Source organism: Clostridium sp. AM34-9AC, assembly GCF_003480225.1.
GTDB classification, from domain to species: Bacteria; Bacillota; Clostridia; order Lachnospirales; family Lachnospiraceae; genus Acetatifactor; species Acetatifactor acetigignens.
In genome coordinates this window covers 1-18,167 of record NZ_QUIU01000022.1, presented here as the reverse complement: position 1 = coordinate 18,167, position 18,167 = coordinate 1, and the positions used below count along the sequence as shown (strand labels likewise).

The following is an 18,167-nucleotide window of genomic DNA, read 5'->3' as shown; positions in this document are numbered from 1 at the left end:
TTAAAATCTATTCAGATGTATCTTCTCCAAGCAGGGCATCCACAAGATCATATCCGCTTGATTTTACAATATTCACGGGCACTTGTAAAGCCCCCTCCACGTCTGCCAGCGTATAATCATCCAGGAACAGATCCGCTCCGCTTCTGAGTACATTCCGGGGAAGATACAATGCTTCTCCCAGATTTTTGTCCTTTAACTGCTTTACGATATCCTGTCCCGTCAGAAGTCCGGACACCGTGATCAGCTCTCCGAAAAATTCATTGATGACCTCATAGACATGTATCTGCAGGCCGGGGTATTCCGACATCATTTCTTCCGACATCTTCTTTAAATAAGGAAACGCCAGTCTTCCCGTAGCCAGAGAGATCTCTCTGGTGCCTTCCCAGGATGGCTTTTTTCCCGCTTCCTTTTCTGCGGTACGCCTCTTCAGTCCGTCGTGGAATTCATCCAATAGCAGGCGGATCATTCCAACACCGTTCTCCAACTGCAGATATCCGTCGTAACGTTCCTCTTCCGGCACCTCTCTGCCCGCCAGAATGTACCATTCATCACTGGCCTGGATAAAGTGTGTCCCATATTTTTCCATGCAGATCTTCTGGTATTTCTCGATCAGATCAATGATCTCACCGGCATCCTGCGCATTAAACGGCTCTAACGGATATAATCCCTCCCGGTACCTGGATAATCCTACCGGCACCACCGAGACACTTTCCACATTTGGCAGATATTCCATCAGCTTCCGGATGCTGTATTCCAGTTCCTTGCCATCGTTTACGCCCTTGCAGAGCACGATTTGTCCATTCATACGGATTCCGGCGGCATTGAGGATGTCCACCTTTTTCAGGGCATCCCCCGCAAAACGGTTGTTCAGCATTTTGCAGCGCAGTTCCGGATTCATGGTCTGGAAGGAGATATTGATCGGAGATAAATGGTATCTGCAGATCCGGTCAATATCATGATCCGACATATTGGTCAGCGTCACATAATTTCCCTGCAAAAAGGATAATCGGGAATCATCATCCTTAAAATAAAGAGTATCACGCATGCCCTTCGGCATCTGATCGATAAAGCAGAAAATGCATTTGTTATGGCAATGGCGGTATTCGTCCATCAGACCGTTCTCAAATTCGATGCCCATATCCTCATCAAATTCCTTGTCGATCTCTAAGAGCCACTGCTCTCCGTCCGGCTTCTCTACCAGCATCTCAATATAAGTATCCTGTGTCAGAAACTGATAATCAAAAATATCTTCGATCTCTGTATTATCTATGGCCAGTACTTTATCTCCGGGAGCAATCTCCAGTTCCTCCGCAATGCTTCCCGGCTTTACTGTTTTTACAATATGTTCTTTTTTCTTCATTCTAATTCACCTAACCATCTTTCTCCTACCCATTGTACAAGAAATTCCTTGACGTGTCACTAGCATAATGTTATAAATTAATTGTTATATTCAGAATAGTTCCGCAAAAATTAAGCATCGAAGATGCGCTTTTGCGAAGGAAGCTCTGCATATTTTTACGAACAATAAAGCTCGTCCGGGAGGGACATCATGCCTAATTTACACGAACTGGAAAATGCCATGCCCGTGGCTCCTTTGAAGATCATCGCTCTGCCTTCCGCAGAAAAAATGGGACGCCGCATCAATGACTACATGGTAGAATTCCGTAAGAGTATCCATAATGACAAAGTGAAAAACGATCCTGCCTTTCACGGCTATATCGAGAGCAACTATCTCGTAGACGTGGATGTGCCCCGTTTCGGAAGCGGTGAAGCCAAAGCGCAGATCAGCGAGACCATCCGCGGTAAGGATCTGTTCATTCTCACCGATGTATGCAATCATAGTATTACTTACAACATGAACGGCTATACCAACCACATGTCTCCTGATGACCACTACCAGGATCTGAAGCGTGTTATCGCCGCTTGCAACGGCAAGGCCAGACGTATCAACGTCATCATGCCTTTCCTCTATGAAGGCAGACAGCATCGCCGCAGCGGCAGAGAATCCCTGGACTGTGCTTATGCACTGGAAGAGTTACGGGATATGGGAATTGATAACTTTATCACTTTTGATGCCCATGATCCCAGAGTACAGAACTCCACTCCGCTGAATGGATTTGATAATTTTACCACCCCTTACCAGTTCATCAAGTCCTTGTTAAATTCCGAGGACGATATGATCGTGGACAAGGATCATCTGTTAGTCATCAGCCCGGATGAAGGAGCTCTGGATCGTGCCATTTATTTTGCCAGCGTTCTGGGTGTCGATACTGGTATGTTCTACAAGAGACGTGACTATTCCACCATCGTCAACGGCAAGAACCCTATCGTTGCTCACGAATTCTTAGGTGACAATATTGAAGGTAAGGATATCATCATCATCGATGACATGATCTCCTCCGGTGGAAGTATGCTGGATACTGCAAAACAGTTAAAGGCCATGAAAGCCAGACGCGTATATATCTGCTGTACTTTCGGCTTGTTCACCGACGGTCTGAAGAATTTCGACGCTGCTTACGAGCATGGTGATTTCGATAAGGTCATTACTACGAACCTTACCTATCTGCCGCCTGAGATCTACACCAGACCTTATTTCGTGGAAGCCGATATGAGCAAGTTCATTGCTTCCCTGATCGACTTTATGAACCATGACGCTTCTCTGTCCAATGTCATGGCTACCACCGAAAAGATCCACGGTATTGTAGAAGCCTACAACAATCGTACGGAAATGAGCGAATTTCATTTTTAATTTCCAACAGATCTGACAACGCATAAAAAAACGCAGAAGCCGTTATGGTTTCTGCGTTTTTCAGTTATATTGCTTATTTCAGTATTTCTTATTTCGCCATTTCTAAACCTCTTTCGACACGGTCTCCTTCAGCTGCTCAGTGGCGGGTTCTTCCGGCTTATGGTATTCCGGGAAATCCAATATAATCTTAAACAGATCTCCATCCAGCTGAATCTGGAATTCTCCGTGCTGTGCCTTGGTCAGATTTTTCGCAATATACAGACCCAGACCACTTCCCTCGGTAGTACGGGAAGCATCTCCCCGGATAAATCTCTCTGACAGTTCCTCACCCTTGAGATTCATGGGCCGGTCGGAAATATTTTTCAGAGAAGCGATGACTCTTCCGTCCTTTACCTGCATCTCCAGATAGACTCTGGTTCCCTCCAGGGCATACTTGCAGATATTCTGAAACAGATTTTCAATGATTCTCCACATCCTGCGGCTGTCGGCATAGATCATGCCGGCCACATCATTTCCGTCAAAGATCACCTGCAGCTTTTTCTCTTCCATTCTGTCGGAGAATTCTCCCACTGCCTGATTCAGCAGTTCCGTCAGGTTCAACTGTTCCAGATTCAGCACAATGTTACCGGAGGAGATTTTCGAAGCCTCCACCAGATCATCCGTCAACTGTTTCAGTCTCTGGGATTTGCTGTCCAGCACCTCAATATAGCTTCTGGCCGGTTCTTCCGTGATCTTTAGGCGTTTCAACAGATCCACATAATTGATAATGGAAGTCAGCGGTGTCTTAATATCATGGGAGACATTGGTGATCAGATCCGATTTCATCTGCTCATCCTTCATGCTGGTGCTTACCGCCTTGCGGATACCCTCTCCGATGTTATTGACTGCATCCGCCATCTCACGGTTGTCCCCATGAAGAGATTCCACATCCAGCTTATAATCCACTTCTCCATCACGGATCCTTCGGATTCCTTCCACGATATCGATCTGCTCCGCTTTTTGCTTGAACCTTAGTACCCCCACAATGCCGTCCAACACAATAGCCCCCAGTGCCGGAAGCACCCACAGAGCGCTTTTTCCCCGTAGCAGATAAGCTCCGAAAATTCCTGCCAGATTCACCAGTAGAAACAGATTATACGGGATCAGTGAGCTGATGGCGGAATTTCTGTGGGAAACCACAAAATGTACCGCCTTACCGAAGCTTGTGACGATCCAGTGCAGGAAACTGTCACTCCACATATTGTGGGATTTGATCCTGCGGATCAGGCTGTACCAGAAAACATTGATTCCCATGCTTACGCAGAAGCCATACAGCGCAAAGACACCGTAGGCTGTCAGCCGTGTGATCTCCCGCCCCTGGATCTCGGAATGGCTGAGATATACCTTATTGGCCACATTCATCAGATAATCGTATCCGATTCTTCCGCCATAGATAAATCCCACCAGCAAAAGCGCCATGAACTCGATCCAGACATGATCGATACCGTTCAGGTACAGAACCGGCTCATCCTCCTCATCGTAAGCCACGCCGGCCGTTACGGTAAGATAAATACCCACCAGCAGCCACAATACTGCCAGCAGGATCCCTCCGCCGATCAGATACCAGATATTCGGAACGATTCTCTGGAACACCACATTGGCATTGTAAAAGGAATCTCCCTCCACCGGATAATTGGTATCCACTGCGATCCAGATATGAGTCATATCCGGATGCACATAACCATACTCTTTCAGATACTGATAGATCTGGCCCTCAGTCATTCCTGTGTTGCCGGTAAATTCCAGACTGTCCGGATAATAGATCAGATACCGTCTGTACTCCGAAAAATAATCCGTAATATCATTATCGGAACTGTTCTCAAACTCCGATACATTCGTATAGGTTCTGCTAACTCCATCTGTTGTCATCATACGGACCACATATTTCAGATTGCCCGCATCTTCTTTATACAGATCATTACAGTTCTGATACTGCTCATAGTTGGCTGACAACGTCTGGATCGTCATCTCCAGATTGCTCTGCAGCGCAATATATTCGATCCAGTTGTCCGCACAGGCTGTCAGCTGCTTCTCTCCGTCTACGGTGGCATAACGGTTCACCAGCATCGGGAAATATACCGTCAGCGTACCATCGTCTTCTCTGGATACCCGGATATCCTGTACACTCTCTTTCACAATGTATGTGAAAGCCAGATCTTCCAGCCGATCGGTTCTCTGGCTCTCCGGAATTGCCTCGATTGCCTGTGCGACTGCTTCCTTCTGCTCCTCCGTCTGCTCTCCGCCTGCCACGAACACCAGCTGTCCGTCCGCATCCACGCGGAAGTTCGACTCCAGGTCTATCGGTCCGAAATAATTCACGAAGTCCGACATACTCATAATACGATCTGTATATTCCGCACCGTATTTTCCCCATTTGATCAGATCTTCCAGCTCATAAACTGCTGTTACAGGGCAATCTGCACCGCCGGTTTTTCCTGAAGCAAATTCCGTGATATCAACATGCTTATGCGGATCAAAGCTTCCATTGGTCTCCATCTGTCCTTTGATCACCATAAGCTGGATAATATCCGATACCGAGCTCTGGAACAGATCATGGAAAATCACGGAATCTTCAAATTGCGTTTCCGCATCCAGAGGGGATAATTCATATACTTTTGTGCCATCCGCTGTGTCTACCGCCAGATAGGAATTGAACAAAACCGCCGCGATTGCCACCAGCAAAAGCAAAGCCGCCGTCTGCTGCACCAGTCCCAGCATCAGCCGTTTCAATGTAGGTCGTCTCATGCCTGCTCCTTGTCGATCTTATAGCCTACTCCCCATACCACTTTCAGATACCGGGGTTCCTTGGGATTGATCTCGATTTTTTCACGGATATGCCGGATGTGTACCGCCACGGTATTGTCCGCTCCGATGGCATCCTCATTCCAGATGCTTTCATAGATCTGATTGATGGAAAATACCCTGCCCTGGTTCTTCATCAAAAGTAATAAAATATTATATTCGATAGGTGTCATTTTTACCGGTTCATCGTCCACTGTCACCTGTTTGATATCATCATTGAGGATCAGTCCACCCACCTGATAGATTGCTTTGTTCTCACCGGTCAGGCTCCCCAGGGAGGTATATCTGCGCAAGTTGGATTTGACTCTCGCCACTAGTTCCAACGGATTAAAAGGCTTGCAGATATAATCATCCGCACCGATATTCAGCCCCAGGATCTTGTCCGTGTCTTCCGATTTGGCCGACAGGATAATAATGGGAATGCTGCTGTATTCCCGGATCTTCAATGTAGCCCGTATGCCATCCAGCCGGGGCATCATGATATCCATGATCAACAGATGGATATCCTCCTTGTCCAGGATCTGAATTGCCTGTTCCCCATCATACGCTTTATATATTTTATAGCCATCCTGACTCAGATAGATCTCGATGGCATCCACGATCTCTCTGTCATCATCACATACAAGAATATTTGCCATACTTCCCTCATTTCTCCGTTACTTCCCGGTTCCCCATCATTTTCGTTATTTCTATTTAAACATAATATTTTTAAATATTTTCGTGTTTTTTCTTAAATTTTCTTAATTCCCGTCAGGCACTCAGGAACTCAGGACTCCTTCAGCATTAAAAATGCCGCCAGATTTCCCCTCTGTCCGTGACTTGCCCGGTGGGAAAACAGATACTCCGGATTGTGGCAGGTACAGACGTTCGTTACCGCCATATGTTCCGGCGAGATCCCCGCCCTTAACAGAATGCTCTGATTGGCTTTCCACAGGTCAAGCTGATATTTACCAGGTGCTTTGCCCGGCTGCAACACATCCTCCGGAAAGCCTTCCCGGAACTGTTCCGCCACTTCTTCACTCACTTCATAACAATCCACACAGATGGACGGTCCGATGGCCGCCACCAGTTCCTCCGGGCGGCTGTTAAAATGTTCCTGCATATATCGTACCATACAAGCTCCCATTCCCGCTACCGTTCCTCTCCAGCCGGAATGCGCCAGTCCGATGGCCCTGTGTACCGGATCAACGAAATACAGAGGAACACAGTCTGCATAAAAAGTCACCAGTGCGATTCCGGGGATATCCGTAGCCAGACCGTCTATATCATCATAGACCGATGGTCTGGTGATCCCATTTCCGGCATCTGCTTTCGTCACCAGATGAATATTCGTGGTATGGGTCTGTTTCGATGCCACCATATGTTCCGGGTCTGTTCCCAGTACTTCACCAATCCGTCTGTAATTCTCTCTGACGCATTCCAGGTCATCTCCTCTGGAAAAACTCAAGTTCATAGTGGAATAGATTCCGTTGCTGACACCACCGGTCCTTGTGGTAAACAGATGTTCCACCACACCGGTCTCTTCCAGCTTCGGGAATACCAGATACTCTAGTTCCCCTTTTTGTCTCTGCTGTATACTGTCTGTGTCTCTGCAGTCTGTTCTGATCAATGGATACATTATTCTATCTCCTTGCACTATAATGGTGTGGAAAAGCATTTGGAATCCAGTGAAGTGCCTCCCCCTGGATTGCCACCACATCATAGCGCACCCAGGTATCCTCCCCATAATGATGCAGATAACGGTAATAGTCCGCCACTCTGCAGATGGTTCTCTGTTTCGCCGTTGTCACGGCCTCCGCCGCATTTCCCTTTTCATCACCGGAACGGTATTTCACTTCCACAAACACAAGATATTTCCCGTCTCTGCCGATAATGTCGATCTCACCGTTCCTACCTCTGCGGAAATTCCGTTCCAGGATACGCATTCCCTGTTTCTCCAGATAGTCCGCAGCCATCTGCTCATATACATTCCCCGTCTGTCTGGTATTCAACCCTTATGTTTTCCCCCGTTTGCCACACTTTCCTTTACCATGCGGTGATCCACAGCATCCACAAATACCAGAATCTCCGCCACCACTTCATACAACTCCGGCGGGATCATCTCGCCGATGTCCAGCCGGGACAGTGTATCCGCCAGCTTGTCATCCCGATGGATCGGCACACTGCTCTCCTGGGCCTTCTCTATGATCTTCTCCGCCAGAATTCCCTTGCCGCTGGCTATGACTCTGGGTGCCTCATCCGAGGGATCGTATTCCAGTGCTACGGCCTGTTTTACTTTCTTTTTCTCGTCATTCATTCTGTTTCCTCTATGGCCTTCTTAACATACATGGTTTCAGCCGCACAAAACATATACGTTTTCTCCGTGCTGCGCACTCTCGAAACCGTAACAATCATTCGTATTCCGGACTATCGTCCTGCATACTCATGTTTGTCCGCTCCTCTCATAGGAAACATCCGCTGCCTGCTAGCAGTCACGTCTGTTCTTCATTGACCTTACAAAACATATACGTTTTCTCCGTGCTGCGCACTCTCGAAATCGTAACAATCATTCGTATTCCGGACTATCGTCCTGCATACTCATGTTTGTCCGCTCCTCTCATAGGAAACATCCGCTGCCTGCTAGCAGTCACGTCTGTTCTTCATTGACCTTACAAAACATATACGTTTTCTCCGTGCTGCGCACTCTCGAAATCGTAACAATCATTCGTATTCCGGACTATCGTCCTGCATACTCATGTTTGTCCGCTCCTCTCATAGGAAACATCCGCTGCCTGCTAGCAGTCACGTCTGTTCTTCATTGACCTTACAAAACATATACGTTTTCTCCGTGCTGCGCACTCTCGAAATCGTAACAATCATTCGTATTCCGGACTATCGTCCTGCATACTCATGTTTGTCCGCTCCTCTCATAGGAAACATCCGCTGCCTGCTAGCAGTCACGTCTGTTCTTCATTGACCTTACAAAACATATACGTTTTCTCCGTGCTACGCACTCTCGAAATCGTAACAAACATTCGTATTCCGGACTATCGTCCTGCATACTCATGTTTGTCCGCTCCTCTCATAGGAAACATCCGCTGCCTGCTAGCAGTCACGTCTGTTTCCTATGGATGAGCTATGTTCTCACATCAAAGGCATATTGTGCTACCGGAACACTTCCTTCTGTCTTAAGAAGCGGTGCCATGGCCTGCGCCGTCTGCTGTAATTCGGTGCGCAGTGTTGTCTCACATTTACAATCATAGCCTCTTTTTTGCAGCCGCTCTGTCAGCACATCCATATTAGCCTCCAGGTAATCCAGGATTGCATCATTCTGTACATAAAATTTGGTGCTGACTTTGGTATCCTTCAGAGCCACATACACATCAAGCGGTCCCAGATGTTCCATATCCAGATGCAGCAGTGCGCTGACCTGTCCGTCCTTTCTGGCAAGATTTTTCTTGTTGGTATATACAAACAGTTCCCCCGTCTTATGCTCTCCCTGTCGTAAATGCAGCGGCAGCTGGATATAGACATAGGTCTGGTTGATCTGTTGCAGGAAATCCACGTTCTGGCTTAAATTCGTCACGTTCTGATAAACACTTGAACCACGCTGTCCGTTTTCTTCCAAAAGATTACTCAACCCCTTCAACTGTTTTCCCAGCTTCTGGTAAAGTTCCTCCACCTTCTCCGGAGATTCCACATCCTCTGGTTTTATGCTCCACCGATCCGCCAGGAGTTTTGCCGGAAGCTCTGCCACTTTGGAATTATGGAGAATACTGCGCAGCAAGGGAATATCTTTCGTCTCCAGCCCCTGCTTTAACAGTTTCTGCAGATTCTGCAGCTGTGGTGCCTCCTGTGTTTTTTCTGCACCGGGATTTTCTTTTATCGTCTGACCGTTGCCCGGTGCCGTCTCCGTCGGTTCCTCTATGATGGTCTTCTGCCCCGGCACAGCTTCCGGTGCTATTGCCGAAGGCTGTACTGGCATCTGTTCTGCCTCTTCCGGGGTCACTGTCACATCCACGCCAGACTCCGGCAGAGATCCCCCGGTCTGTTGTTGTCCTGTTACCGTCTCTCCGGCCGCATCTTCGAAAGCCAACAGTTCCAGAACCTCACTGTAGATTGTGGCGGCCTGCTCTATGTCTCCGCTCTCTACCAGCCCCTGCAGCATATTTGTCAGACTTTCTCCGGTCTCTGCGATTCCTGCTGTCAGCTGATGTGTCAGATTGCGATAGGATGCCATCTGTGTGATATTTTCCTCCGTCACCGGAAGTTCCAGTCTGTGAAGATTCACGAGATCCAGAATCTCCGCATCCGGGAACGCATTACTTTCATGCCAGATCTGCTGCAACGTATTCTTATCAATAGGAAGCCCCGCATCCATCAGTTGTTTTGTCATGGCTACCGTATTCTCGTTCACCGGCAGCAATGCCATATCCAACGCTTTCAGTACGGTTCCTTCTGTTGCCATATTGGTAAAAAGAGGACTCAGATTCAGTGTCTGCCCGTTATTTTTTACCTGAAAGGTAATGTTCTGCCCCAGTTCCAGACGGATGTCCGCATCCACTTTTGCATCCACCAGGACATCCTGCAGCAGACGGATCTGCGCATTATTGCCCTCCCTGGAGACCACCTCTCCTCTGAGGGTCTGCCCGGGAACCAGTGCACGGATCTGCCGGTTTACCTGTTCGGTATTCGCATTATTTGGAGTCTGTACTCTGCTGTTATCCGCTATTTTATCCTGTGAGAACCATCCTGTCAGCTTCATATTTTCTCTCCCGGCACGCTAAAATGCCTTAAAATCCGAAATTTTTGATAAAGCTGTGTCTGTGAATCGGAGTCGGTCCATACTCCTTCAGTGCCGCAATATGTGCCGCACTGCCGTACCCTTTGTTGGATGCAAAATCATACTCCGGAAACACATCGGCATACTGCTCCATCAGACGATCCCTGGTCACCTTGGCCACAATACTGGCCGCACCGATAGAAATGCTCTTGGCATCGCCCTTGATGATCGGCACCTGTCGGATCTCCACTCCGGGAATCGTCACAGCATCGTTCAACAACAGATCCGGTGCCGGATCCAGTTTGCCGACAGCCTCCCGCATGGCCTCATAGGTTGCCTGTAAAATATTGATCTCATCGATCCGCTCCGGAGAAGCATAGCCCACTGCCCAGGCCACCGCTTCCTTCGTGATCACATCGTACAGCTCTTCTCTCTTTTTTTCGGATAACTGCTTGGAATCATTAATGTATAAAATATCACAATCCTTCGGCAGAATGACAGCACCTGCCACTACCGGTCCCGCCAGAGGACCTCTTCCCACTTCGTCAATTCCGCAGATATAGGTATATTGTGCGTATTCTTTCTCGTATTTTTTCAGATTCTCGATCCGCTGACGTTCCTTTTCCAGAGCATCTATCTTTTTCTGTGCGCTAGACACCAGCTTCTGCACACCGCTTCTGGGATCATTCTCATATTCTGCTATAAATTCAGGCAGCTTTTCCATTGAAGCTGCCTGTAATATTTCCTTGATCTTTGCTGCACTTTCCATTTGTTTATCCCCATTTATGGTTATTGATGTTGTAATACACCGAAATCAGAAACCGGCCAGATCCGGAGCCAGGCTTTTCCGATGATATTTTCTCTTTTTATGTTACCCACCATATCCGTACGACTGTCGCTGGAATTGTTGCGGTTGTCTCCCATGACAAAATATTCATCATCCCCCAGTTCAATGGGTTCCGCCGCCCGGCCGATGGTCTCCGGTTTTATGACTTCCATGCCGTAGTTCTCTTCCAGCTTTTCCCCGTTGATGTAGATACTGCCATCATCCATGATCTGTACCGTCTCTCCCGGCAGTCCGATGATACGCTTGATATAATAGGTGTTGTCCTGGAATTGAAACGGGAAGACAATGATGTCAAAGCGTTCCGGATCATGAAAACGATAGCTTAACTTATCCACGATCAGATTATCCCCGTTGTGCAGGGTATTCTCCATGGAGGCTCCCTCCACTTCCGTACGCTGTCCTACAAAGGTGATCACCAGCCATACCGCTCCCAGTACACAGAGCAGGTAGATCGCTGTGTTTAATAATTCTCTCATGATTCTGTTCATCTGTCTATATCCTCTCCAGTGTTATTCGTCCCAGCTTGCCGCTCCGGAAATCATCGATCAGGATGCCGGCGGCTTTCCCCAGATCCAGTTGTTCTCCCTTTGCATAGCATTTGCGGCTCTCTGCCACTGCTTCCAGTATCTCTATGGGCTTTCCCGCAGGATCTGCCTCGTAGCGTTCCTGCAAAGCCTTCGGATAAAGTTCTTTGATGGCTCCGATCAGATCACAGGCCAGTTCATCCGGAATTAGGATCTCATCGTTCATGGATCCGATAAATGCCAGACGCATTCCTACCTGCTGGTCCTCGAATTTGGGCCACAGGATACCGGGGGTATCCAGAAGTTCCAGTCCTTTATTCAGACGGATCCACTGTTTTCCCTTGGTCACACCGGGTTTATTTCCCGTCTTGGCGCAGGCTTTTCCCGCGAAGGAATTGATAAAAGTGGATTTTCCCACATTGGGGATTCCCACTACCATAGCACGTACCGGTCGATTTACGATGCCTCGCTTTCTGTCACGTTCAATCTTCTCCTTGCAGACTTCCTGTACCAGCCCCTGAATCGACTTGATTCCCATACCGGTACGGGAATTGATTTCCAGTACACCCATTCCCTGATTTGAAAAATACTCGACCCATTTCTTATTCCACACTGGATCTGCCAGATCTGATTTATTCAACAAAATGATACGGGATTTACCTTTTCCCAGTTCATCGATATCCGGATTTCTGCTGCTGATGGGGATTCTGGCATCTACAAGTTCAATCACCAGATCGATCAGCTTGATATTTTCCTGCATCATACGCCTTGCTTTGGTCATATGACCGGGATACCACTGATAATTCATTTTTCTATTCTCCTACCATACTTTCTATTTGATAAAGCCGATGCCATCCGTCCCGGATTTTAAGTGGAACCAGGCTTTGCCGATCATATCGCCCTCCTCCACCGGTCCGATATTGGCGGATCTGCTGTCTTCGCTGTTATTCGGGTTGTCCCCGATGCAGAAATACTCCTTGTTCCCAAGGATGATCTCGTTTTCCGCTATACCCGCATCCAGGATCCGTTCCGTCACCCATTTGCTTTCCTGCCCGTTGACATACAGAGTTCCGTCCGCGATCCTTACCTTGTCTCCCGGCCCTGCCACAACACGCTTGACATAATAATGGGAATTTTCATTGCCGTTCGGCAGAAATGCTACTACGTCTCCCGCCTTCGGAGAAGATAAAACATACAGAAAACGGTCAATAAATATCTGCTGTCCATTCTCCAGTGTCGGTTCCATGGACATGCCCACAACTCTGGTGGACTTTCCCAGAAAGATAACCACCACTGCAGCCAGAAAGACTGACAGTGCAATGCCGAAGATCCAGCTGAAAATTTCCCTGAGCAGTTCCTGACTGATCTTTTTCTTTTTTTTATAAAAACTTAGTCCCTTATTTCTCAATGTTCTGTCCTATCTCGCATAGTGTTTACAAGTCTCAGTGTACCATATCCGTATTCCTTTTTCAAATAAATATAAAAGGCAGCTGTCAGAAACAGCTGCCCCTCTCCGGTCAATGTAATTATTTAACTAATTCCTTAACCTTTGCCTTCTTACCAACACGATCTCTTAAGTAATTCAGCTTAGCACGTCTTACTTTACCTTTTCTTACAACTTCGATCTTCTCTACGTTGGGAGAATGTAAAGGCCAAGTCTTCTCTACGCCGATACCGTTGGAAGTCTTTCTAACAGTGAAAGTCTCTCTGTTGCTGCCGCCCTGTCTCTTCAGTACAACGCCTTCGAATACCTGGATTCTCTCACGGTTACCCTCTTTGATCTTGCCGTATACCTTAACGGTATCGCCGACTTCAAACTGATCAACGGTTGCTTTTAACTGTTCTGCTTCGATCTCTTTGATAATGTTACTCATAATGAGCCTCCTTCATAAAATGGATGTTCTTAATACCCTTATTGGTAGCAGAGGACCATCTCGTTTTCACAACATTCAGATTTTACCATAAAGCCATATAAAAAGCAAGCTTTTTTTAATTATACAGCCACCAGATCACGGGATCCGACAGATTCAGCCCCAACCGTTCCTGCAGTTGTATGGACGCTTCATTTCCATTCACAATATGGGCGTAGGGGATCATCCCCTGTTCTCTCTGTTTGTTGATCAGATAACCTTCCAGGGATGCTGCAAGTCCTTGTCTACGGTATGCATCCTCCACATACAGCATTCCCATGCTGCCGTCATTGTGGCATCCTATAAAACCACAGAGTTTTCCCTCGATATAGATGCCGAAGACATCTCCTGCTGCAATCCTCTCCCGGACATAAATCTCGTCTCCCAGGTGATAATGCTCCGCCACATAAGGAACCTCTTCCACTGTCAGCTGCCGGATGTCCTTGTGCCTCACCGGAAGTGGTTCCCCTCTGGTATAGCACGCCTGGGAACATAGCATACTGCCATGATACCCTAAAATTTCACTGACACGTTCATTCCACCGGTCTGTCACGGTCACGATACTATGCCCCGACACGGCTTTCGGAATGAGCGGCAGCATTTTCTCCAAATGCTCCTCATCCTCCGCATTCAGCATGGCATTGCCGATCTCCGGCAGATAGATCAGTACATTTTTCCCCTCCGCATAGAGAACTTCTCCCAATCCTCTGGACAGTGTCTCCATCATATGAATAAAAATACGTTTCTTTGCGGAAAGTTTTTTTATGACTTTCTGTTTTTCCTGATATTTTGCATAGAGATCCGGGCGGCGTTCTCCCGTCCGGATCTCGGACTGTTCGAGCCGCCAGGCATTGATCTTTTTATGATTGCCCGACAGAAGTACCTCCGGTACCTTCTTTCCGTGCCAGTCCTCCGGTCGGGAATACTGGGGATATTCCAGCAGATCGTTATGAAAGCTCTCTGTCTCGGCGGATTCGTCGTTATTGAGCACTCCGGGTACCAGTCGCGCCACAGCGTCCACCACGACCATGGCAGCCAGTTCTCCGCCGGTGAGAACATAATCTCCGATGGAGATATAATCGGTTACCACTTCCTCCAATACTCGCTCATCAATTCCTTCGTAATGTCCGCAGAGCAGTACAAGTTCCTCCTCCCCGGACAGTTTCTTCGCCTTTTTCTGGGTAAAGGGTGTTCCCTGAGGAGTCAGATAGACACAACGCACGTTCCTGTCTCCAGCCACCGCCCGGTATGCGTCATACACCGGCTGTGCCTGCATCAGCATTCCGGCGCCGCCGCCATAAGTATAATCATCTACTTTTCCATGCTTGTCCTGTGTGTAATCCCGGATATTCACCGCATCAATAGAGATCAGATCTTTCTCCGCAGCCCGTCCCAGGATGCTGGTCGCCAGTCCCTGCTGCACCATTTCGGGGAACAGGGTCAGAATATGAAACTTCATCATAAGTCAAGCAGTCCTTCCAGTACATGTACCTGCATTGTGCCATTTTCCACGTCCACATTCAGGATACACTGTTTGATAGCGGGCAGAAGCAGGCTCTTACCGTCTGCCATTTCCACCTCGTAGACATCATTGGCACCGGTCTCGATCACATCTTTTACCGTGCCCAGTTCCTTACCGTCTTCATCCTGCACTTTCAGTCCGATCAGATCGGCGATGAAATACTCGTCCCTTTGCAGACGCACTGCATTTTTGCGGGTCACGTACAGGCTCTTCTGACGATATTTTTCTATATCATTAATGTTGTCCAGCCCTTTAAATTTCAAAATCACAAACTGCTTAAAGAACTTGACACCCTCAATTTCCAGATTCATTTTTTCCTTGCCGGTATCCAGAACGACTTCCTTTAATCTGCGGAATCTTCTGGGATCATCCGTGGTAGGATATACCTTTACTTCTCCTCTCACCCCGTGGGTGGAAGTGATAATGCCGACCTGCAACAGATCTTCCATATAGTTTTACTCCATTCCGGCTTTAGCCAAAAAACGGAGAAACACACGCCTGTATGTTTCTCCGCTCAACGTCAAGGATCTCTCAATTCGAAATTAAACGATCTCAACGTCCACTCTTGTGTTGTCTTTGGATGATGCTGCTTTCACAACGGAGCGGATTGCTTTTGCAATACGTCCCTGCTTACCGATCACCTTACCCATATCGGACGCAGCTACATGAAGTTCAAGGACGATATTTTTTCCTTCTGTCTTCTCAGTTACAACTACTTCATCCGGATTATCAACGAGTGCCTTTGCAACTACTTCTACTAGTTCCTTCATAATCCACCTCCGATGAATAGATATTTAGAACTTATTTCTCGATTCCTGCAACCTTGAAAAGCTTAGCAACCTGCTCGGTAGGCTGAGCACCGTTCTGTAACCACTTCTTAGCCAGCTCTTCATTGATCTTGAAAGTGGAAGGATCGGTGGAAGGATCGTAGGTACCGATCTCCTCGATGAATCTACCGTCTCTGGGGGAACGGGAATCTGCTACGATAATTCTGTAAAAAGGAGCCTTCTTCTGTCCCATTCTTCTTAATCTGATCTTTACTGCCATTTCTTTTTCCTCCATTAATTAAAAATAAAATAATTTATATGATAAGAACTGATTGTTCATATCGGACTTAAGTTAAGTAAACAGTGTTAGAAAAATCTGCCGCCAATACCGGGAAATTTTCCGCCGCCGAACATACCACCCATGCCGCCGCGACCCTTTTTGCCGCCGCCAAACTGCTTCATCATCTTCTGTGTCTGCTCGAACTGTTTGATAAAACGGTTCACCGTTGCAATATCCACACCGGCACCTTTTGCAATACGGTGTTTTCTCTGAGGGGTCAGGATCTTGGGATTCCTGCGTTCCTCTTTTGTCATGGATAATACGATGGCTTCCGTACGCTTCATCTGCGTCTCATCAATGGCACCTTCCAGATCCGATGCCTTGATACCCATTCCGGGAAGCATCCCTAAGATGCTGGACAGACCGCCCATATTACGCATCTGCTTCATGCTCTCCAGGTAATCCTCAAAATCGAACTTACCTTCCTTCATGCGGCCGGCCATATCACGGCTCTTCTCCTCATCGATATCGATGCTGGCCTGTGCCTTGTCAATGAGGGATAACACATCACCCATACCAAGGATACGGCTTGCCATACGATCGGGATAGAACTGCTCTAAATCGGACAATTTCTCTCCCATACTTACAAAAAGGATCGGCTTTCCGGTGACTGCTTTGATGGAAAGTGCTGCACCGCCTCTGGTATCGCCGTCCATCTTGGACAGGATCACACCGTCGACGCCTACCTTTTCATCAAATTCTTTTGCCACATTTACGGCATCCTGACCGGTCATGGCATCGACTACCAAAAGTGTCTGATGCACGGTCACGGTCTCCTTGATCTCCTGTAATTCCGCCATCATGTCTTCATCCACATGAAGTCGTCCGGCAGTATCGAGGATCACTACATTATGACCGTTTTTCTCCGCATACGCAATGGCTTCCTTCGCAATCTCGGCAGGTTTATGATCCGTTCCCATGGAGAACACATCAACTTCCTGCTTCTTTCCATTGATCTGTAACTGTTCAATGGCTGCGGGACGGTAAATATCGCAGGCTACCAGCAAGGGCTTCTTGCCCTTGAGCTTCAGCTTACCGGCGATCTTGGCCGTTGCGGTGGTCTTACCTGCACCCTGAAGACCTGCCATCATGATAACGGTAATGGCTTTGCCGGGCTGCATGGCAATCTCTGTGGTCTCACTGCCCATGAGATTTACCATCTCTTCATTTACGATCTTGATCACCATCTGTCCGGGATTCAGACCGTTCATGACGTCCTGGCCAATGGCACGTTCTTCCACTGCCTTCACGAACTGCTTGACTACCTTGAAGTTAACATCGGCCTCCAGGAGCGCCATCTTGACTTCCTTCAGTGCGGACTTGACATCCTCTTCCGTCAGACGGCCTTTGCTTCTTAAGTTTTTAAAAACATTTTGGAGTTTGTCTGTTAAACTTTCAAATGCCATTTGCTGCTCCTTACCATTCCTTTAAAAGGGATCTGGACAATTCCCGGATGCGTCTCATCCGTTCTTCGGGATCCGTGGTATCCTCCGCAGTCAACTGTTCGATCTCACCGATCTTCTCCTTGGCTGCCATGAAGCGTTCCACCAGATGAAGCTTGCTTTCATAATCCTGCAGGATCTTATCGCAACGCTTGATCAGATCATGGACGCCCTGTCTGCTGATGCCCTGTTCTCCCGCAATCTCACTGAGAGACATATCATTATATACTGCATCCTCATACACTCTCTGCTGATGCTCGGTGAGAAGTTCACCGTAGAAATCATACAACAGATTCTGTTCCAAAATCCTGTCCATCTTATCCAGTGCCTTTCTATAGGTCATGCGATATGCACCTTGGCTATCATACTATAGAAAAGTATAGGTGTCAAGTATTTTTTCTTTACACCTTTTTATGTAAATTGAGAGTTAGTGAAGAAATGCTATCAAATCCCCGTAGCCCTT

At 47.5% G+C, this 18,167-nt stretch carries 19 protein-coding genes; 1 reads left to right on the top strand and 18 read right to left on the bottom strand.

All coding sequences use genetic code 11. The features are described 5' to 3' along the window. Positions 1 to 7: 7 nt before the first annotated feature. Positions 8 to 1,360 (bottom strand): DUF512 domain-containing protein, encoded by a 1,353-nt coding sequence (locus DW835_RS12860; protein WP_118504678.1) that lies wholly within the window; start codon positions 1,358 to 1,360, stop codon positions 8 to 10. Positions 1,361 to 1,549: 189 nt separating this feature from the next. On the opposite strand from DW835_RS12860, the gene DW835_RS12855 reads away from it, so the two are divergent. Continuing rightward, a complete protein-coding gene (locus DW835_RS12855; RefSeq protein ID WP_022313004.1) occupies positions 1,550 to 2,749 on the top strand; it encodes a ribose-phosphate pyrophosphokinase in 1,200 nt (399 codons plus the stop codon). Between the two features lie 102 nt (positions 2,750 to 2,851). Here the strand turns inward: DW835_RS12855 and DW835_RS12850 are convergent, their stop codons facing one another. The 17 genes from DW835_RS12850 to ylxM all read right to left on the bottom strand — a co-directional run bounded on the left by DW835_RS12850 (position 2,852) and on the right by ylxM (position 18,020). Next, positions 2,852 to 5,533, bottom strand: coding sequence for a HAMP domain-containing sensor histidine kinase (locus DW835_RS12850; RefSeq protein ID WP_118731269.1), 2,682 nt, complete (start codon positions 5,531 to 5,533; stop codon positions 2,852 to 2,854). Further along, positions 5,530 to 6,228 (bottom strand): response regulator transcription factor, encoded by a 699-nt coding sequence (locus DW835_RS12845; protein WP_118537824.1) that lies wholly within the window; start codon positions 6,226 to 6,228, stop codon positions 5,530 to 5,532. Before DW835_RS12845 ends, DW835_RS12850 begins: the two co-directional genes overlap by 4 nt. Before the next feature lie 128 nt (positions 6,229 to 6,356). After that, complete coding sequence (gene pgeF, locus DW835_RS12840) at positions 6,357 to 7,208, bottom strand: peptidoglycan editing factor PgeF (protein WP_118731268.1); 852 nt, start codon at positions 7,206 to 7,208, stop codon at positions 6,357 to 6,359. Positions 7,209 to 7,212: 4 nt separating this feature from the next. Then, positions 7,213 to 7,581 (bottom strand): YraN family protein, encoded by a 369-nt coding sequence (locus tag DW835_RS12835; protein ID WP_022313008.1) that lies wholly within the window; start codon positions 7,579 to 7,581, stop codon positions 7,213 to 7,215. Beyond that, entirely contained in the window at positions 7,578 to 7,886 is a 309-nt protein-coding gene (locus DW835_RS12830) for an EscU/YscU/HrcU family type III secretion system export apparatus switch protein (RefSeq protein WP_117466456.1), read from the bottom strand. Before DW835_RS12830 ends, DW835_RS12835 begins: the two co-directional genes overlap by 4 nt. An 819-nt stretch (positions 7,887 to 8,705) precedes the next feature. Next, positions 8,706 to 10,334, bottom strand: a complete 1,629-nt coding sequence (locus tag DW835_RS12825) for a flagellar hook-length control protein FliK (RefSeq protein WP_118731267.1) — start codon at positions 10,332 to 10,334, stop codon at positions 8,706 to 8,708. A gap of 28 nt (positions 10,335 to 10,362) precedes the next feature. Further along, positions 10,363 to 11,121 (bottom strand): ribonuclease HII, encoded by a 759-nt coding sequence (locus DW835_RS12820; RefSeq protein ID WP_117466454.1) that lies wholly within the window; start codon positions 11,119 to 11,121, stop codon positions 10,363 to 10,365. A 20-nt stretch (positions 11,122 to 11,141) separates the two neighbouring features. Beyond that, positions 11,142 to 11,687 carry a signal peptidase I gene (lepB, locus tag DW835_RS12815; protein ID WP_117466453.1) on the bottom strand — a complete coding sequence of 182 codons (546 nt, stop codon included), beginning with the start codon at positions 11,685 to 11,687 and terminating at the stop codon, positions 11,142 to 11,144. Between the two features lie 4 nt (positions 11,688 to 11,691). Further along, a complete protein-coding gene (gene ylqF / locus DW835_RS12810; protein WP_117466452.1) occupies positions 11,692 to 12,531 on the bottom strand; it encodes a ribosome biogenesis GTPase YlqF in 840 nt (279 codons plus the stop codon). A 24-nt stretch (positions 12,532 to 12,555) separates the two neighbouring features. Continuing rightward, the gene (gene lepB / locus DW835_RS12805; RefSeq protein ID WP_022313015.1) at positions 12,556 to 13,131 is read right to left on the bottom strand and encodes a signal peptidase I; all 576 of its coding nucleotides are present in this window, start codon (positions 13,129 to 13,131) and stop codon (positions 12,556 to 12,558) included. A gap of 118 nt (positions 13,132 to 13,249) precedes the next feature. Continuing rightward, positions 13,250 to 13,597: a 50S ribosomal protein L19 gene (gene rplS / locus DW835_RS12800; RefSeq protein WP_022313016.1), complete on the bottom strand. Its 348-nt coding sequence runs from the start codon at positions 13,595 to 13,597 to the stop codon at positions 13,250 to 13,252. A gap of 115 nt (positions 13,598 to 13,712) precedes the next feature. Beyond that, positions 13,713 to 15,095 (bottom strand): tRNA (guanosine(37)-N1)-methyltransferase TrmD, encoded by a 1,383-nt coding sequence (gene trmD, locus DW835_RS12795; protein ID WP_243037170.1) that lies wholly within the window; start codon positions 15,093 to 15,095, stop codon positions 13,713 to 13,715. Further along, entirely contained in the window at positions 15,092 to 15,604 is a 513-nt protein-coding gene (rimM, locus tag DW835_RS12790; protein WP_118537821.1) for a ribosome maturation factor RimM, read from the bottom strand. The genes trmD and rimM overlap by 4 nt, the downstream gene beginning before the upstream one ends. 93 nt (positions 15,605 to 15,697) lie before the next feature. Beyond that, entirely contained in the window at positions 15,698 to 15,925 is a 228-nt protein-coding gene (locus DW835_RS12785; RefSeq protein ID WP_022154075.1) for a KH domain-containing protein, read from the bottom strand. 31 nt (positions 15,926 to 15,956) lie between these two features. Beyond that, positions 15,957 to 16,202: a 30S ribosomal protein S16 gene (gene rpsP, locus DW835_RS12780; RefSeq protein WP_022313019.1), complete on the bottom strand. Its 246-nt coding sequence runs from the start codon at positions 16,200 to 16,202 to the stop codon at positions 15,957 to 15,959. An 86-nt stretch (positions 16,203 to 16,288) separates the two neighbouring features. After that, positions 16,289 to 17,668 (bottom strand): signal recognition particle protein, encoded by a 1,380-nt coding sequence (gene ffh, locus DW835_RS12775; protein ID WP_118731266.1) that lies wholly within the window; start codon positions 17,666 to 17,668, stop codon positions 16,289 to 16,291. A gap of 10 nt (positions 17,669 to 17,678) precedes the next feature. After that, positions 17,679 to 18,020 (bottom strand): YlxM family DNA-binding protein, encoded by a 342-nt coding sequence (gene ylxM / locus DW835_RS12770; protein WP_117466484.1) that lies wholly within the window; start codon positions 18,018 to 18,020, stop codon positions 17,679 to 17,681. Positions 18,021 to 18,167 lie beyond the last annotated feature (147 nt).

Excerpts from the sequence above, each read along its gene's own strand:
- DW835_RS12860 (WP_118504678.1), bottom strand. The coding sequence starts at position 1,360 with ATGAAGAAAAAAGAACATATTGTAAAAACAGTAAAGCCGGGAAGCATT.
- DW835_RS12855 (WP_022313004.1), top strand. The coding sequence starts at position 1,550 with ATGCCTAATTTACACGAACTGGAAAATGCCATGCCCGTGGCTCCTTTG.
- DW835_RS12850 (WP_118731269.1), bottom strand. The coding sequence starts at position 5,533 with ATGAGACGACCTACATTGAAACGGCTGATGCTGGGACTGGTGCAGCAG.
- DW835_RS12845 (WP_118537824.1), bottom strand. The coding sequence starts at position 6,228 with ATGGCAAATATTCTTGTATGTGATGATGACAGAGAGATCGTGGATGCC.
- pgeF (WP_118731268.1), bottom strand. The coding sequence starts at position 7,208 with ATGTATCCATTGATCAGAACAGACTGCAGAGACACAGACAGTATACAG.
- DW835_RS12830 (WP_117466456.1), bottom strand. The coding sequence starts at position 7,886 with ATGAATGACGAGAAAAAGAAAGTAAAACAGGCCGTAGCACTGGAATAC.
- DW835_RS12825 (WP_118731267.1), bottom strand. The coding sequence starts at position 10,334 with ATGAAGCTGACAGGATGGTTCTCACAGGATAAAATAGCGGATAACAGC.
- DW835_RS12820 (WP_117466454.1), bottom strand. The coding sequence starts at position 11,121 with ATGGAAAGTGCAGCAAAGATCAAGGAAATATTACAGGCAGCTTCAATG.
- lepB (WP_117466453.1), bottom strand. The coding sequence starts at position 11,687 with ATGAACAGAATCATGAGAGAATTATTAAACACAGCGATCTACCTGCTC.
- ylqF (WP_117466452.1), bottom strand. The coding sequence starts at position 12,531 with ATGAATTATCAGTGGTATCCCGGTCATATGACCAAAGCAAGGCGTATG.
- rplS (WP_022313016.1), bottom strand. The coding sequence starts at position 13,597 with ATGAGTAACATTATCAAAGAGATCGAAGCAGAACAGTTAAAAGCAACC.
- trmD (WP_243037170.1), bottom strand. The coding sequence starts at position 15,095 with ATGATGAAGTTTCATATTCTGACCCTGTTCCCCGAAATGGTGCAGCAG.
- rimM (WP_118537821.1), bottom strand. The coding sequence starts at position 15,604 with ATGGAAGATCTGTTGCAGGTCGGCATTATCACTTCCACCCACGGGGTG.
- DW835_RS12785 (WP_022154075.1), bottom strand. The coding sequence starts at position 15,925 with ATGAAGGAACTAGTAGAAGTAGTTGCAAAGGCACTCGTTGATAATCCG.
- rpsP (WP_022313019.1), bottom strand. The coding sequence starts at position 16,202 with ATGGCAGTAAAGATCAGATTAAGAAGAATGGGACAGAAGAAGGCTCCT.
- ffh (WP_118731266.1), bottom strand. The coding sequence starts at position 17,668 with ATGGCATTTGAAAGTTTAACAGACAAACTCCAAAATGTTTTTAAAAAC.
- ylxM (WP_117466484.1), bottom strand. The coding sequence starts at position 18,020 with ATGGACAGGATTTTGGAACAGAATCTGTTGTATGATTTCTACGGTGAA.